16 protein-coding genes are annotated in these 15,926 nt (G+C 65.9%); 4 read left to right on the forward strand and 12 right to left on the reverse strand.

The features are described 5' to 3' along the window. Window positions 1–25: 25 nt before the first annotated feature. Genes ACQ4MJ_RS00765 through ACQ4MJ_RS00780 form a run of 4 tightly spaced genes read right to left on the reverse strand, consistent with a single transcriptional unit; the run spans window position 26 to window position 4,642 of the window. Window positions 26–1,033, reverse strand: coding sequence for an aldo/keto reductase (locus tag ACQ4MJ_RS00765; protein ID WP_431150759.1), 1,008 nt, complete (start codon window positions 1,031–1,033; stop codon window positions 26–28). Further along, window positions 1,030–2,067, reverse strand: coding sequence for an ABC transporter permease (locus tag ACQ4MJ_RS00770; RefSeq protein WP_145697279.1), 1,038 nt, complete (start codon window positions 2,065–2,067; stop codon window positions 1,030–1,032). The genes ACQ4MJ_RS00765 and ACQ4MJ_RS00770 overlap by 4 nt, the downstream gene beginning before the upstream one ends. After that, window positions 2,064–3,584 carry a sugar ABC transporter ATP-binding protein gene (locus ACQ4MJ_RS00775; protein WP_431153130.1) on the reverse strand — a complete coding sequence of 507 codons (1,521 nt, stop codon included), beginning with the start codon at window positions 3,582–3,584 and terminating at the stop codon, window positions 2,064–2,066. The genes ACQ4MJ_RS00770 and ACQ4MJ_RS00775 overlap by 4 nt, the downstream gene beginning before the upstream one ends. 11 nt (window positions 3,585–3,595) lie before the next feature. Beyond that, the gene (locus tag ACQ4MJ_RS00780) at window positions 3,596–4,642 is read right to left on the reverse strand and encodes a substrate-binding domain-containing protein (protein WP_007854385.1); all 1,047 of its coding nucleotides are present in this window, start codon (window positions 4,640–4,642) and stop codon (window positions 3,596–3,598) included. A 181-nt stretch (window positions 4,643–4,823) separates the two neighbouring features. Between ACQ4MJ_RS00780 and ACQ4MJ_RS00785 the strand changes: the two genes are divergently transcribed. The 4 genes from ACQ4MJ_RS00785 (at window position 4,824) to ACQ4MJ_RS00800 (ending at window position 10,332) form a co-directional block, all read left to right on the forward strand. Beyond that, on the forward strand, window positions 4,824–6,368 hold the full coding sequence (locus tag ACQ4MJ_RS00785) for an FGGY family carbohydrate kinase (RefSeq protein WP_431150757.1): 1,545 nt from the start codon (window positions 4,824–4,826) through the stop codon (window positions 6,366–6,368). After that, window positions 6,365–8,140, forward strand: a complete 1,776-nt coding sequence (locus tag ACQ4MJ_RS00790; RefSeq protein WP_431150756.1) for a glycerol-3-phosphate dehydrogenase/oxidase — start codon at window positions 6,365–6,367, stop codon at window positions 8,138–8,140. Before ACQ4MJ_RS00785 ends, ACQ4MJ_RS00790 begins: the two co-directional genes overlap by 4 nt. Window position 8,141: 1 nt before the next feature. Continuing rightward, window positions 8,142–8,897, forward strand: coding sequence for a GntR family transcriptional regulator (locus ACQ4MJ_RS00795; protein WP_431150755.1), 756 nt, complete (start codon window positions 8,142–8,144; stop codon window positions 8,895–8,897). Window positions 8,898–8,974: 77 nt separating this feature from the next. Then, a protein-coding gene (locus ACQ4MJ_RS00800; RefSeq protein WP_431150754.1) for an IS3 family transposase occupies window positions 8,975–10,332 on the forward strand; the annotation gives its coding sequence in 2 pieces (ribosomal slippage) (window positions 8,975–9,472 and window positions 9,475–10,332; 1,356 coding nt in all). Window positions 10,333–10,926: 594 nt separating this feature from the next. Here ACQ4MJ_RS00800 and ACQ4MJ_RS00805 read toward each other — a convergent pair. The 8 genes from ACQ4MJ_RS00805 to ACQ4MJ_RS00840 all read right to left on the reverse strand — a co-directional run bounded on the left by ACQ4MJ_RS00805 (window position 10,927) and on the right by ACQ4MJ_RS00840 (window position 15,894). Beyond that, window positions 10,927–11,220, reverse strand: a complete 294-nt coding sequence (locus tag ACQ4MJ_RS00805) for a hypothetical protein (protein WP_055396511.1) — start codon at window positions 11,218–11,220, stop codon at window positions 10,927–10,929. Between the two features lie 581 nt (window positions 11,221–11,801). Next, the gene (locus ACQ4MJ_RS00810; RefSeq protein WP_121421177.1) at window positions 11,802–11,993 is read right to left on the reverse strand and encodes a YgaP family membrane protein; all 192 of its coding nucleotides are present in this window, start codon (window positions 11,991–11,993) and stop codon (window positions 11,802–11,804) included. A gap of 84 nt (window positions 11,994–12,077) precedes the next feature. Further along, window positions 12,078–12,458, reverse strand: a complete 381-nt coding sequence (locus tag ACQ4MJ_RS00815) for a rhodanese-like domain-containing protein (protein WP_228896146.1) — start codon at window positions 12,456–12,458, stop codon at window positions 12,078–12,080. A 43-nt stretch (window positions 12,459–12,501) separates the two neighbouring features. Then, window positions 12,502–12,948 carry an OsmC family protein gene (locus ACQ4MJ_RS00820; RefSeq protein ID WP_431150753.1) on the reverse strand — a complete coding sequence of 149 codons (447 nt, stop codon included), beginning with the start codon at window positions 12,946–12,948 and terminating at the stop codon, window positions 12,502–12,504. Between the two features lie 42 nt (window positions 12,949–12,990). After that, entirely contained in the window at window positions 12,991–13,851 is an 861-nt protein-coding gene (locus ACQ4MJ_RS00825) for an MBL fold metallo-hydrolase (protein WP_431150752.1), read from the reverse strand. Between the two features lie 69 nt (window positions 13,852–13,920). Continuing rightward, window positions 13,921–14,265 (reverse strand): rhodanese-like domain-containing protein, encoded by a 345-nt coding sequence (locus tag ACQ4MJ_RS00830; RefSeq protein WP_431150751.1) that lies wholly within the window; start codon window positions 14,263–14,265, stop codon window positions 13,921–13,923. Further along, complete coding sequence (locus ACQ4MJ_RS00835) at window positions 14,262–15,671, reverse strand: TolC family protein (RefSeq protein ID WP_431150750.1); 1,410 nt, start codon at window positions 15,669–15,671, stop codon at window positions 14,262–14,264. Before ACQ4MJ_RS00835 ends, ACQ4MJ_RS00830 begins: the two co-directional genes overlap by 4 nt. A gap of 13 nt (window positions 15,672–15,684) precedes the next feature. Beyond that, window positions 15,685–15,894, reverse strand: a complete 210-nt coding sequence (locus ACQ4MJ_RS00840; protein ID WP_431150749.1) for a YgaP family membrane protein — start codon at window positions 15,892–15,894, stop codon at window positions 15,685–15,687. Window positions 15,895–15,926 lie beyond the last annotated feature (32 nt).

A 15,926-nucleotide genomic window follows, 5' to 3' on the forward strand; every position in this document is an offset into this window, starting at 1 on the left:
CCTTGGGTTGGGGGATGGATACGGGTCAGGCCAGGGCCTTCAGGTGGGCGCTTACGGCGTCGTCGATGCGCTGCACGGCCTCCTCGGGCAGCTCCAGTGCACCGGCGGTCGCGTTCTCGGTGGCCTGCGCCCGCGTGCGCGCACCGCACAGCGCCACCGACACGCTGCCATTGGCCAGCGTCCAGGCAATCATCAACTGGCCAAACGAGCAGCCGAACTGCCGGCGCAGGGGCTCCAGCTCGTCGAAGAAGGCCTTGAGCCGGGCGCGGTTGGCCGCGCTGAAGCGCGGATTGCTGGCGCGCTGGTCATCGCCCGTGAACTGGCGAGCCGGGTCGATGGGGCCGGCCAGCAGGCCCAGCGCCAGCGAGGAATACCCCAGGATGGCGACATTGTTGCGGCCGCACAGCGGCAGCAGGGTCTGCTCGATCTCGCGGTCGATCAGGCTGTAGCGCTCCTGCGCGGCATCCACGGGGCCATGGCGCAGGTACTCGGCCAGGGTCGGCGCATCCACGTTGCTCACGCCGATGGCGCGGATCTTGCCCTGCTTCTTGAGGTCGAGCAGGGCGTCCATGGTCTCTTCGACCGGCGTGGTGCTGTCCTGCCAATGGGTGATGTACAGGTCGATGTAGTCCGTCTGCAGGCGTTTCAGGCTCTCCTCGGCCTCGTGGAAGATCGATGCGCGGCCCAGGTGCCGGTGCACGGGGTGGCCATCCTCGTCGAAGAAGTGCGTGCCCTGCTGCGTATGCCAGACCAGGCCGCACTTGGTGGCGATCACCGCCTCGTGGCGGCGGCCCTTGAGCGCCGCGCCGACGAGCTGCTCGGAGGCGCCCAGGCCATAAGCCGGCGCGGTGTCGATCAGCGTGACCCCGGCATCGAGCGAGGCGGCAATGGCTTCGGTGGCGGCGGCACTGTCCTGGCCGCCCCACATCCAGCCGCCCATGGCCCAGGTACCGAGGCCGATGGCCGAGCACTGGATGCTCGAAGGGCCCAGGGTGGTGGTCTTCATCGCTGCGTTCATCATCACGGCATTCATCGCTTGGTCTTTCGGGTGTTCATGAGGTGGTCGATGGTCACGGCGGCTAGCAGGATCAGGCCCTTGATAACGTCCTGCCAGTACGGCGACACGTCCAGCAGGATCAGCGAGCTGGTCACCACCGAGAGCAGGGCCAGGCCCAGCACGGCACCGAGCACCGTGCCCGAGCCGCCCTTGAGGCTAGCGCCGCCGATCACGGCTGCGGCAATCACGTTGAGTTCCATGCCCACGCCGAAGGTCGGCGTGGCTGCGCCGAAGCGCGCGGTGTAGATCACCCCGGCCAGGCCGGCCGAGGCCGCGCACAGCACCGTGACCCAGAACTTCACGTGGCCCACGCGGATGCCCGAGTACAGCGCCGCCTTCTCGTTGCTGCCGGTGTAGAACACGCGGCGCAGCAGGCTGGCTCGGCGCAGCACGAAGTCGCTGACCACCACGATGAAAAGGAAGATCAGGATCACCGCCGGAATGCCTAACAGCGTGCCCTGGCCGATGAACTTGAACGAGGCCGGCAGCGAGAACAGCGACTGCGGCGTGCCCTGGGTGAGCGCCAGGCACAGGCCGCGCACGATGACCATGAAAGCCAGCGAGGCGATGAAGTGGTTGAGCCCGATGCGCACCACGCAGCCGCCGATCATGGCCCCGATGAGGGCGCTGGCAGCGATCGCGATGAGCCCGGCCGTCCAGGGGTCGAACCCCATCAGGAACAGCTTGCCCGTGACCACCATCGCAAAGCACACCACCGAACCCACCGACAGGTCGATGCCGCCCACGATGAGCAGGATGGTCATCCCCACCACCACGATGCCCTCGATGGAAAACGAGAGCAGCATGGCGCGGATGTTGTCCCAGGTCAGGAAGTAGGGCGAGGCGAAGCTCATGCCGATGCACAGCACCAGGATGATGACCAGAAGGCCCATCTCGCGCATGCTGGTCAGCCTGGTTCCGCCCGGCTTGCCGGGCCCTCCCTGGGGTTTCTCGCGCAGGGGCTGCAGGCCGGCCACGCTGCCGGCATCCAGTTGTGCGGGGTGATTCATACCATCTCCTCTTGTTGTCGTTCCAGTCCCGAGGCCAGCCGCAGCAGGGCCTCTTCCGTCATGTCCTCGCCTTGCACCTCGCCCGCGACGCGGCCATCGCGGATCACCAGGGCCCGGTCGCACAGCCCGATGATCTCGGGCAGCTCCGAGGAGATCACCACCACGCCCACGCCCTGGCCGGCCAGGTCGCGCAGGATGTGGTGGATCTCCGACTTGGCACCCACGTCCACGCCGCGCGTGGGCTCGTCCATCAGCAGCACCGCGGGGTTGGTGGCCAGCAGCTTGGCGATGGCCACCTTCTGCTGGTTGCCGCCCGAGAGGCTGGCCACCTCAATCTGCACGCCGTCGGACTTGAGCTTCAGGCACGCGCTCAGCTCCTGCGCCAGCCGGTGCTCGGCCGCACGCTGTAGCAGGCCGAAGCGCGAGCTCACGCGCGCCAGCGCCATGGAGGCGATGTTCTGCGCGATCGGCAGGTCCAGGTACACGCCTGCGGCCTTGCGGTCCTCGCTGAGGTAGGCAATGCCTTCGCGCAGCGCATCGCTGTATTTGCGGATGGCGAGCTGCTTGCCGTTGAGGCGCACGCTGCCGCCGGTGGCGGGGCGCAGGCCGCACAGCGTCTGCGCCAGCTCGCTGCGCCCGGCGCCCATGAGCCCGGCGATGCCCAGGATCTCGCCGCGCTGCACGGTGAACGAGACGCCGTGCACGCGCTCGCCGTCGGCCAGGTCGCCCACTTCGAGCACATGCTCGCCGCGGTCTGCGTCCTTCTGCTTGGGCGGGTAGTAGTTGCCCAGGTCGCGCCCGACCATGCGGCGCACCAGGCCATCGGCATCGAGCTCGGCCAGCGGCCCCGAATGCACGTTGCGGCCATCGCGCAGTACGGTCACGCGCGTGCAGTGCGCAAAGATCTCGGCCATGCGGTGGCTGATGTAGATGATGGCTATGCCCTGGTCCTTGAGGTCGTGCAGCACCCGGAAGAGGGCGGCCGACTCGTTGTCGGTGAGGGCGGCGGTCGGCTCGTCGAGGATCAGCACCTTGCAGTCGAGCGTGAGCGCCTTGGCGATCTCGATCAGCTGCTGGCTGGAGATGGGCAGGTCCCCCACGCAGGCGGCGGGGTCGATGTCCTGGCCCAGGCGCCTGAGCACCTGGGCGGCGCGCGCGTTCAGGCCGGCGTAGTCCATCCAGGCCTGCCGGCCGGCATTGATCTCGGGCATGAAAATGTTCTCGGCCACGGTGGCATCGGCACACAGGGCGATTTCCTGGTGCACCAGGCCGATACCCAGGCGCATGGCCTGGGCCGGACCATCGATGGCCACCACGCGGCCGTCGAGCAGGATCTCGCCCGCGTCCGGCTGGTGGATGCCATCGATGATGTTCATCAGCGTGGACTTGCCCGCGCCGTTCTCGCCGCACAGAGCGTGGATCTCGCCCGCCTGCAGCGAGAAGTCCACGCCCGAGAGCGCATGCGAAGCGCCGAAGCGCTTGCAGATGCCACGCAGCGCGAGCAGGGGAGCGCCCATGGTGGTGGTGCTCACTCGCTGATGCCCTTGGTGCCGCGGCGGGCGAGGTACTTGTCCCAGTAGAAGTCGTCGGCGTTGGCCTTGCTGACCACGGCCAGGCCGTTGTCCAGGAAGGGCACGGCCATGGGGTTGGTGCCGTTGCGCTTGGCGTCGTTCATCGGGTCGATGAGGCCGGGGTTCTTGGCCAGGAACAGCATCATCATGCCCATGTAGCCCTGCATGCCCTGGTTGGGGTTGATGGCGCCGAACACGTCGCCGGACTTGATCATGTCCAGGATCTTGGCGTTCACGTCGCAGCACATCACCTTGATGTTCTTCTTGGTCTCCACCTTGGCCTGTGCCGCACCCAGGGCCGAGTTGGCTTCGGGCATGAACAGCGCGCCCAGGTTGGGGTTGGCTTGCGCCAGGCTCTGCACGGCCTGGTAGGCCTTGTTCGGGTCCTGGTTGCTCGCGGCGCGGCCCACCAGCTTCATGCCGGGGTGCTTGGTCTTCATGCGGTTGATGAAGGCGGCGATGCGGCGGTCGTGGTTGTCCTGGCCGGGGTTCTCCAGCACGGCGAACTCGCCCTTGCCGTTCAGCGATGCCGCGATCGCATCGGCCGCCTGCGCACCTTCGCGCTCGTTGTCTGAGGTGATGAACGACGTGCGCTTGGAGTTGGGCGAGTCGGCTGCGAAGGTGACCACCGGGATCCCCATCGCCGCGGCGCGGTTGATGGGTTCGATGAACGGGTCCGGGTTCATGGGGTGCAGCAGGATGCCGGCGGGCTTGCGGGCCAGCTCCTGCTCGAACGACGCCAGCTGCTTGTTCACGTCGTATTCCGGCGTGCCGGTGTAGCGGGTGCGCACGCCCAGGGTGCGGCCCAGCTGCTTCATCATTTCGTAGACCGGAAACCAGTACTCCACGCCCGAGACCATAACGTTCATCACGTAGACGTCGCTGGGGTTGCCGCGCAGGCCGCCCGCTGCGGCGGGGGCCGCTGCAGGCTGCTGTGCGAATGCGCTGGTGCCGGCCAAGCCGATACCGGCGGCGGCTGCGGACTTCAGGAAATTACGCCTCATTTTTTGTCTCCTCTTGTTGAACGGTGCAGCATGGGATGCTGCTTTATCCAGGGCTGCGATGGGGTGCTTGGTGTCACGACAGTTGTTATGACAGGTAGAATGTAAGCGTGGATCGAATCTCCAGATAGTTAGGGGAAACACTACTGGATATATCCGCTGGTTCGGTGGAAGCTGTTATGACATGAAGACCCAACTACTGATCGGCATCGACCTCGGGTCGAGCAGCCTCAAAGCCCTGGCCCTGGAGGCCGCGAGCGGCCGCACCGTCGCCCTGTCCCGCATGCCCCTGCAGCACGACCGCCTGCCAGGCGGTGGTTGCGAAGTGGGCGAGCCCATGCTCCGTTCGGCCCTGTCCGCCGTGCTGCGCGATGTGGCCCACCAACTGGGCCGCCGCGTGGCCGATGTGCGCGCCATCGGCTGCACGGGGCATGGCGCAGGCCTGTACGCGCTGGATGCGCGCGGTGAACTCGCAGGCGGGCGCGCCGTGGCCTCGACCGACCAGCGCGCCGGCGCACGCGCCCAGTCCCTGGCCGCGAGCCACGGGCCGCAGCTGCTGGCAGACGTCGGCTGCCAGCCCTGGCCCGGCCAGCCCACCGTGATTGCCGCCGAGCTGCTGGGCAGCGATGCCGTGCGCAGCGGCGCGCTGCAGCGCCTGATGTTCGCCAAGGACTACGTGGGCTTTCTGCTCACGGGCCAGATCGCCACCGATGCCAGCGACGCGAGCACGGCAGGCCTGCTGTCCGTGGCCAGTGGTGACTGGTCGCCGCTGGCCTTTTCCGCCCCTGGCATCGCCGGCCTGGGGCCGCAGGCCTTCGGGCCACTGGTGCGCAGTGGCGAGGTTATCGGCACGCTGCAGTCATCGGCGGCATCCGCGCATGGCCTGCCCGCAGGCATTCCCGTGGCCATGGGCGCCATCGACCTGCTGGCCGCGATGACGGCCGTGCGAGCCGAAGAGCGGGGCCGTGCGGTGTCGGTGCTGGGCACCTGGTGCGTGAATGCCGTGATCGGGCCGGTTCTCGAACCCTTGCCAGACGTGGCGTCCACCGTGAACTACGGTTCCCGCGACCGGCGCCTGTACATGGAGAACAGCCCCTCGTCGATGGCCAACATCGCCTGGCTGGCCGGCGTGCTGGGCTTGCCCGATGCGCGTGCGGTGGTCGACCTGGCGATGTCCGTGCCCCTGGGGGCCGGCGGACTGCGCTTTTTGCCCTTCGTGAACGGCGGAGGCGGCGTCACGGCGGGCTTCGTGGGCCTCAAGAGCCACCACACGCGCGGCGACATGGCGCGTGCCGTGGTCGATGCGGTGGCGGCCCTGCATGCACGCCACACGGCGCGGCTGGCGGCGGGGGACTTGCCGGTCTCGGCTTCCACCGTGCTGGGCGGCGGCGCCAGCGATACCCGCCTGGTGCGCCTGCTGGCGGGCCTGCTGGGGCACCCGGTGGAGCGCTGTGCAGACGACGAAACCGGTGCCCGTGGCGCGGCGATCTATGCCGCCCGGTCCCAGGGCATCGACCCCCATCCCTTGCACGCGAACTGCGACACGGTCGAGCCCGATGCCAGCCAGGCGCGTGCCCACGCGGATTTCAACGCCTCCTTCAACGAACTGATCGCCACCATGTCCCCTGTCTTCGGCCATCTGGCCGGCCACGCGCCCGAGCGCGCGCCACAGCCCCCTGCGGCGACGGCGGCCCCCGTCCCGCCGCAGCGCGTGGAGGCCTTGCCATGAGCGCCTCCACCCCCCTGCCATTCGTGCGCCCGGCCGCCGTGGCGGGTCGCCATTTCTCCACCGTGATCGTGGGCGCCGGTATCAACGGCGTGGGCGTGTTCCGCGACCTCTCGCTGCAGGGCGTGGACTGCCTCATCGTCGACAAGGGCGACTTCAGCGCCGGTGCCAGCAGCGCGCCTTCGCGCATGATCCACGGCGGCCTGCGCTACCTGGAAAGCGGCAGCTTCTCGCTGGTGGCCGAGGCCACGCGCGAGCGCAACCTGCTCTTGCGCAACGCGCCGCACCTGGTGCAGCCGCTCAAGACCGTGGTGCCGCTGTCAAGCTTCTTCGGCGGGCTGATGAGCAGCGCGCTCAAGTTCCTGGGCCGCACGCCGCCCCAGCGCACGCGCGGCCTGCTCGCCGTGGCCGCTGGGCTGCGCCTGTACGACCTGCTGGGCCGTCGCCAGCGCGTGATGCCCAACCACCACATCAGCCGTGTGCAGCCGGCGGACCGCCTGCTATTTCGCGCGGCCGTGCGCTGGACGGCGACCTTCTTCGACGCCTGGATCAGCCACCCCGAATGGCTGGTGCTGGAGCTGGTGCGCGACGCCTGCCGCGACCAGCCGCGTTCGGCGGCCAGCAACCACTGCCGTGTGATGGGTTGTGCGGGCAAGACCCTCACGCTGCGCGACGAAGTCACGGGCGAAGTGGTGCAGGTGACGGCCGATGCCGTGGTCAATGCCAGCGGCGCCTGGCTCGACCGCAGCACCGAGTTGCTGGGCGGCGCGGGGCCGCGCGTGATGGGCACCAAGGGCTCGCACCTGGTGCTCGACCACCCCCTGCTGCGCGACGCGCTGGGCGGGCGCATGGCTTACTTTGAGGCGCTGGACGGGCGCGTATGCATCGTCTACCCGTTTCTGGATCGGGTGCTGGTGGGCTCCACCGACATCCCGGTGGACGACCCCGACCAGATCGCCACCGAGCCGGCCGAGGTGGACTACCTGCTGGACGTGCTGGGCGAGGTGTTCCCCAACCTGGCCTTCGGCCGCCGCGACGTGGTCTACACCTATGTGGGCGTGCGGCCGCTGGCACGCTCGGACGCCGACAAACCAGGGCAGATCTCGCGCGACCATTCGGTGGTGATCGACGCACCCTCGCCATCGCGCGACATCCCGGTGGTGGGGTTGGTGGGTGGCAAATGGACCACCTTCCGCGCGCTGGCCGAGGAGGCCACCGACGAGGTGCTGCGCCTGCTGGGGCGAGCGCGCACCGCCTCGACCCGGCAGTTGCCCATTGGCGGCGGCACCGACATGCCACAGGGCGCGCAGGCGACCGAGCGCTTCATCGACCGCATTGCCAAGGATGCTGGCCTGGCGCGTGCCCGCGCCCAGGCGCTGCTGCGCCGCTACGGCTCCCAGGCCTTGCGCATGGCCCAGCATTTCAAGGTGGCGGGTGACGAGCCGCTGCAGCATGCCCCCGATTACTCGGTGGCGGAAGTGGCCTGGCTGTGCACCGAAACCGGTGTGATCCACCTCGACGACCTGGTGATCCGCCGCACGCTGCTGGCCATCCGTGGCCTCGTCACGGACGCGGCGCTGGCCGAAATGGCCGGCATTGCCGGGCAGGCATTGGGCTGGGATGCCGGGCGCGAACGGCAGGAGTTGCACAATTGCGCCAGCGCGCTGCGCGAACGCCATGGCGTGCGCCTGGCCACGGCAGCGCCCGATACCAATGCGGCAGCGCCGGCCTTCCATGCACCATTGACCATCCATCCGGCCCTGAGCCCGTCCTGACGTGAATGCACCGACCGAACTCCAGCCCCTGCTCGACCGCAACTCCGAATCGCCCCTGTGGGCGCAGTTCCGCGATGCCCTGCGCCTGCAGATACTGCAGGGCGAACTGGCCATCGGCGCCAAGCTGCCCTCCGAGGCCGAGCTCGGCGAGCAATTCGGCATCTCGCGCATCGTTGTGCGCGAGGCACTGGCCGACCTGGTGCGCAACAACCTGATCTACAAGATCAAGGGCCGCGGAGCCTTCGTCGCGGCGCGCGAACGCGACGAGGATTTCGTCTCCACCGTTCTCGGCTTCTCCGATGAGATGGAGCGCAAGGGCCGCTCGGTGCGCACCCAAGTCCTCCTGCAGCAGCTGCGCGACCCCACGCCGCAGGAGATCAGCGCGCTGGGCCTCACCGACGACACCCAGGTGGTGGCATTGAAGCGGCTGCGCAGCGTGGACGGCGAGCTGCGCCTGCTGGTCGAGACGGTGGTGCCCGCCGACCTGGCACCCGGCCTGCACCGCATGCGCCTGGACGACCGCTCGCTGTACGACGTGCTGCGCCGCCAGTACGGTGTGCGTCTGGTGCGCGCCGAGCGCTGGATTGACGCCGTGCTGCCCGATGCTGAGACCTGCGGGCTGCTGCAGCTGGAGACCCCAGAGCCGCTCTTGCGCATCGAATCCATCGCCTATGGCGCCAACGGCCGGCGCCTGGAGTACTACAACGCCTTGCACCGCTGTAAGTCCAGTCGCCTGCATGTGCAGACCACGACTTAGAAGGGCGCATTGACTCTACGTGAATCGTCCCTGGTTTGAACTGACCCCCAGAAGTTGGACAAACTTCAAGGGGTTACATGAAGAAGTACAAAACGGAGTTCAAGCTGGAAGTGGTCCAAAGCTTCTTGGCAGGCGAAGGCGGCGCGAAGCTCTTGGCTCGGCGGTGGTCAGTTCCCGAGGAGAAGGTTCGCACGTGGGTGAGCCACTACCGCCTGCACGGCATCGATGGTTTGCGCCCCAAGCGCAGCGCGTACAGTGTGCAGTTCAAGTTGCAGGTGCTGGCTCATCAGGATCGCGAGCAGCTTTCCAGTCGTCAGGTCGCGGCGCTGTATGACATCCGCAATCCCAACCAGATTGTGGTCTGGCGGCGCAATCTCGATCAAGGCCGCCTGCAGGCGTGCGAGACCAGGAATGAAGAACAGCCCAAGATGAAGCCAGAACGACGCTCTGCCGCACCGTCGAGCACGGTCGTCGCCGATGCGGAGAAAGCCCTGCGGGAAGAGAACGACCGACTGCGCGCGGAGGTCGCGTACTTAAAAAAATTGCAGGCCTTGATCCGGTCGAAGAGATCAGCTGCGCCGACAAAGCGCGACTGATTGCCGGGTTGAGGCAACACCATAACTTGGCGGATCTGTTGCAGGTAGCAGGCTTGGCGCGCAGCACGTTCTACTACCAATGCCAGGCGAGCCAGCGCGCCGACCAGCAAAGCGCCATGGAAGCCAGAATCCGCACTGTCTATGACGAGCACAAGGGCCGCTACGGATACCGGCGGATCACGGCAGCGCTGTGCAATTCAATGGCACAACCGGTCAACCACAAGTGCGTGCAGCGTCTGATGCAAAAGATGGGGCTACGTGCGTTGATCCGGGCGAAGAAGCGCTCCTGGCATGTCCCGGGCACCAGCGATGCGCACGTACCCAACGTTCTGCAGCGCGACTTCTGCGCGACCGCGCCGAACCAGAAATGGGCGACCGATGTCACCGAGTTCAATGTAAGCGGCCAAAAGCTCTACCTGTCGGCCTGCATGGACCTGTACAACGGCGAGATCGTCGCGTACCGCATGGCAAGGCGGCCGGTCTTCGAGATGGTTTCCAGCATGCTTGAGGCCGCGCTATCGCGGACCAATTGCGTCGCAGGCCTGATCGTGCATTCCGACCAAGGTTGGCACTACAAGATGCAGCCCTACCGAGCGATGCTCGTGCGACGCGGAGTCGAGCAAAGCATGAGCCGCAAGGGCAACTGCTTTGACAACGCGGCGATTGAAAGCTTCTTCGGCACACTGAAAGCCGAGTACTTCCATCTCGAAAGGCCCGATAGCATTGATACGCTCGAAGCGGGCGTGCATGATTACGTCCACTACTACAACCACGAGCGCATCAAGCTCAGATTGAACGGACTCAGCCCGGTGGGATACCGGCTGAGAAACACCGCCTGATTGGCGGCGAGGCAACCGTCCAACTTCTGGGGGTCAGTTCAGTTCTGAGGAGACTCAACACTCTGAGAGGATTGAGCCATGAAGAAGACGCACAAGTTCTCGCCTGAGGTGCGTGAGCGTGCAGTGAGATGGATCAGGAGCGCCGCAGGGGTAGCTGCCACTGTGGGCCACAATTGAGACTGTCGAACGGAAAGCGCTGACTTATCGAACCCGTATTTGAGTGATTGCTGCAGCGCTCTTGGAAGGGCTTGCGACTTTAGGTTGACAGCCACTTGGTTGAGCAGGGCGCCTGGGCTGCAAGGATGCTTGGCAGTGGGTTACGACTTTAGTTGCCCAGAATAATTGCGTTGCGATTCGGAGATGCTGGCAAGAGCAAAGAAGGAAGCCCCGTGGGAACCGCCTTCATCCTCGGTCCCCGCGCCGGATGCGCAAAACGCGCAGGGAGAGACAGCTGCTTGCCGAGGCATAGGTGTAGCAACAAAAAGGGCTCCCAGTGGGAGCCCAGTTTGCTTGCCTGACAGTGAGGAAAACACTCCCCATGGCAGCAGCACCCGCGAAGTGCCACCGCCATGGGAAGGCCCGCAACTGCGTCAATTACATGGCGCTGAATTCGCCGTGGGGAATCTTGCCGGTGCGCAGGGCTTCGGCTGCCTGGGCACGCACTGCAGCGCGATCAGCCGTGGAGGTGTATGTCACCACGCGCGAGCCCGCGGGTTCCTGGCTGCGGGTCTGGGCCACCGTGGCGGCTTCCGCTTGCACTTCAGCACGGGTGCGGTTGGTGTCGAACTGGAGCGCAAATTGCGAGCCATCGGCTTCGTCAGCGTGGACGCCGAAAGAGGCGAAAGCAGCAACAGCGGCGATAGAGAGGAAACGGGCAGTCGTGTTCATGGTGCAAATCCTTGGATAAAAGCGTCTCAAAAAAAGCCGGAACAAAGCGCCAAAAGCGGATGCTGAAAACTACTTCAAACCGGGTTCGGTGAGTCGCCTTGCGGGTTCGGCTCATCGATGGATTGAACTGTACGCCGGTGCTGTTCAGAGAAAAACTACCCAGTCGCAAACTAACTGTTCCAGTATTGGAAACAATTGATCTGCTGCGCCAAGAAGCGCTTCGCAGGGAGGGGTATGCAGGGATTGGAGGCCCATGGGCGTATTTCACCCACTGGGTATTACGGGGAGAAACTCTGGTGCCCGGGCCTGCGACGTCGGGAAAGCGTGGAGCTGTCGAACTGCTCCGCGTCAGTCAGAGCCTGGGCGATGCAGACCATCCGCCGGTGGCGGTGCAGGTGACCTTGCACGGGGCGTCAGCCCTTCGGCAGCCTGTTGTGCGCAGGTGGTGGTCCGGCTTGAGATGTGTGGGGCCAAATTGTCGAAGCGTCTGTTCACGATCTCCGGCTAGAACGTAGACAAGTGCTCAGTGCTGCACGTACGGGAAATGCCTGAACCGCACGCGCAGCGTTTGCCGCGTCGGGCTACTTTTTCAAGGGGCAGGTGTTGATGCCCAGCAGTGTGTAGGCGGGGCAGAAGCGGAACAGGCCGGTGGCCAAGGGGACAACGCCCAACCAGCCCCACCATCCCACAGTGTTGGTGGCGGCCAAGGCAATCAGCACCAAGCCTGCCACGATGCGCAGCACGCGATCAATGGTTCCAACGTTGACGTTCATGACAATTCCTTTGGGTTACGCATGGGCCCCGGGGGCGGGACCTTTCTTGCACAGGAGGTGGCGCATGGCTGATGCACCACCGAATCAGTCGAAAGACGGTGGCTCGGGAGACGCCACGGGTTTGCCCGCCGCAGCCCAGGCGTCAAAGCCGCCTGCGATGGACTGCACCTGCAGGTAGCCCATGTCGCGCATGGCGCAGGCTGCCAAGGCGGCCCTCCCGCTGGTCTTGCAGTACAGCACCACCTTCAGATCGCGCGAGGTGAGTGCAGGCGTGCTGCTGAGCTTGAACTCCAGAACGCCGCGCGAGGCGTGGATGGCACCGGGTATGTGTCCGGCCTGATACTCATCGGCCTCACGCACGTCGATGAGCACATCTGCCAGTCGGATGGCTTCATCGGCTTGGTCGATGGGGACTTCATGGACCTGAGCTTTCGCCGCAGCCACGAGATCGTGGGCTGTTTTCATCGGGTGTTTCCTTTAGTTGTGTGACGGTGGATATGCCGTGGTGTCATTTGAGGACGGCGTTGTTGGCGTCCAGCACTTTCAGCGCGATGGGAATGCCCTGCCCCACGCTCTGGGTTACCGTGCAATAGCTTTCGAACTGGCCCAGCACGCGGTCCAGGTGTTCCAGTTGTGCGGCAGGTACGCCCAGTTGCAAGGTGGCGTCCATGCGCAGCACACGCAGGCGTCCCTCTGGGTTGCGGCCCACCTGGGCCACCACGGTGGCGCGCAAGGGCTCCGGTGACTGTTTGAATTTGCGCAGCGCAAACAACAGGGAGTCACTCAGGCAGTTGCCCACCGCTGCGCAAAGCAGCTGCACCGGCGATGGGCCCTTGCCCGAGCCCAACGGGACGGGTTCATCGCCGATCAGGTGGGGGACGGTGCCGCCAAAATGGATGTCAAAGCGGTAGTCCTCTTGCTGGACCAGCTCAACGGTGACTTGTTCGTTGCTCATGGAAATCTCCGGGATCTTCTGAGGGGGCTCGTGGATAGCGTGTCACAGCGCGTTCACGGGAATCTTGAGATAGGTCATGCCGTTGTCTTCTGCCGGGGGCATCGCCCCGGCCCTGATGTTGACCTGCACCGACGGCAGGATGAGAACGGGCATGTCCAGCGTTGCATCGCGCCGGGTGCGCAGTTCGACGAATGCCGCTTCGGTCATGCCGTCGTGCACATGGATGTTGTGGGTGCGCTGATCGGCGACCGTGGTCTGCCAGGCCGGGGCGCGCTCTGCGGGGGGGTAGTCGTGGCACATGAAAAGGCGGGTCTGTGCGGGCAGGCTGAGCAGCTTGCGCACCGACCGGTACAGCGTGTGCGCATTGCCACCCGGGAAGTCGCAGCGCGCGGTGCCGACGTCGGGCATGAACAGGGTGTCGCCCACCAACACGGCGTCTGCGATCTGGTACGCCATGCACGCAGGGGTGTGGCCCGGCACGGCCAGCGCCTTGGCTTCGAGCTGGCCAATAGAAAACACTTCTTCGTCGTGCAGCAGGTGGTCGAACTGACGGCCATCCGGGTGGAACTCTGGCTCCAGGTGGAAGATGGCTTTGAACACCTCTTGCACCTGGGTGATGGCGGCTCCGATGGCGATTTTTCCTCCCAGCTTGCCGCGAAGGTAGTGCGCGGCGGACAGGTGGTCGGCATGGGCATGGGTTTCCAGAATCCATTGCACGGTCAAACCCTTGCTCTGGACGAACGCTACCAGGCGATCCGCAGAATGCGTGCGGGTGCGTCCTGATTTTGCGTCGTAGTCCAGCACCGAATCCACCAGTGCGCAGTGGCCCCCGGGTTCGTCAAACACCACGTAGCTCACGGTCCAGGTCGCGTCGTCAAAGAAGGCTTCTATCTGGGGCTTCACGGGGGTCTCCTGTTGCAGGTTCGATGGACTCAATGCTCCGAGTGTGGCGGTGGCAAGAGTCTGATTTCATCAGTCGCGTTCGATGGGGCGGCCCAGCTGCAGGGCCACGCTGCTCACACCGCCGCCATTGGACACCTGGCTATAGCCTTGCGTGCGCAACCACTGGACTGCCATGCCCGAGCGAGCGCCCGAAAGGCAGCAAAGCACCATCGGTTGGTCGCGGTGCGGCAGCGCTGCAGCGGCTTGCTGGGCCAGGCTGTCCAGCGGCAGGTTGATGGAGCCAGCCACATGGCCTGCGGCGAATTCGCCGGGCGAACGGACATCGACGACCAGGGGAAGCGTGGGGGCGGGGTGGGGGGTCATGGCGCTGGCGGGGTGAGGGTGTGGGATGAGGGCATGGTTGGATGCGTTCAAGGTGTGGGCGGGGCCAGCATGTGCGCTGTGTCGGTGGCCGCTTGCAACGCGGCCTCATCCAGTTGGCCCGCCAACGCCATCAGCTGCAGGCGTTCTTGCGCCATGCGGGTCTGGTGCCCCAGCAGGTTGGATTGCGACTGCATGGCGTCATTGTGTGCCTGCAGCAAATCCAGTGTGGTGCGGTCGCCCACCTGGCGACCCAGTTGGGTCGCCTCCAGCCGAACCTGGGCCGCCCTGAGCGCCGACTCCAGGGCTTGGGTCCGGGCGGTCCCGGCCTGCAGGTGCAGCCAGCTGGTGCGTACCTGCTGGGCGACGGCAAGCCGGGCGCTGTCGAGGTCGGCCTGGGCCTTGTCTTGAAGGCGCAGCAGTTCCTGATGGCGCGCATCAAGTTGGCCACCGGTGTACAGCGGCACCTGGATCTGCACACCCACCATGTACTGGCGTGCGGAGTTGCTGGCAGAGCCCCACCGGCCAGATCCTGACAGGTGGTCGCCTCCCGTCTGGGCCACCAGGTCCACCTTGGTGCTGGCAAAACGCGCCGCCTTGGTTGCCTCTTGCTCGGCCAGTGCGAGGGCCTGCGCCTGGGTGCGCACCCGGAGGTTGTCGCGCGCGGCGAGATCCAGCCAGTGAGACAGGGGCGCGAGGGGCTTGCCATCGCGCAAGACGGTGGTTTCGTTGCCCGACGAGGCGGGCAGGTGTAGGGGGGGCAGTTGCGCAGGACTCCAGCCTGTGGTCTGGGCCAGAGCCTGGCGCGCAATCTGCATCTCAACATCGGCAGCCTGCACCAGTGCAGCGTTGGCCTGCGCGCGCGCCTCGGCTTCGCGCACATCCGTGATCGGCGAGTCCCCCAATGCAAAGCGGTCCTGCGCCTCTTTGAGAGCCTGATCGGTTGCCTCCTGCTGGCGCAGTAGCAACGCGCGCTGCTGCTGCGCCAGCACGGCCGAGAAGTATTGCTGGGCCGTTCGCAGCATCAGCTGTTGCTGCACCGAGGCGGCCTGCAGTTCTGCCAGATCGGCGGACAGCAGCAGCTGGCGCCCCTGTGCGCTGCGCTCGGGGTTGTACAGCGGCATGCGCGCCTCCACACCCCAGCGTGTACCCGGGCCGCTGCGGACTGAGGTGTCAAAACCCACCCCAGAGGTCTGTGGTGTCCCCGGCATGGAAAACGCAGCCCCCTGGGCGGAGGTCTGTGAGCCCATCGCGCCTGCCGCAGCCTGGGCCGTCACAGAGGGGTTCCACAAGCGGCTGGCCTGCACGCGGCGGGCCTCGCCTGCGGCGCGTGTGGCCGCCGCTGCTGCCATGTCCGGGTGTTGCTGCCGTGCGGCCAGCCAAGCCTCGTGCAAATCTGCCGCCTGGGCTGAACCCATGCCGCAGGCCAGCAAGGCAGCGCTCAGGAGGAGTTTGCGCATGGCGTGGTCCTCCTTAGCAGCCTGGGCGCACGCCCAGCTTGCGCAAGATGGTCTCCATCAGGCACCACTTGGTGAGCCCGCTCTGCAGCAGGTTCACACCCACAAACGCCGTGAAGGCCAGCCGCCACTGGCTGGCAAAAACAGGGCTGCCGGGAATGCCCAACGCCAGAGAAAGCAGGATGAAGGTGCCTGCGACCAAACGAACGATTTGCCAGGTTGTCATGATGAACTCCTTGTTAAGAAACGATAGAAAAT

This window comes from Acidovorax facilis, from assembly GCF_050626955.1.
GTDB lineage: Bacteria > Pseudomonadota > Gammaproteobacteria > Burkholderiales > Burkholderiaceae_C > Acidovorax > Acidovorax facilis.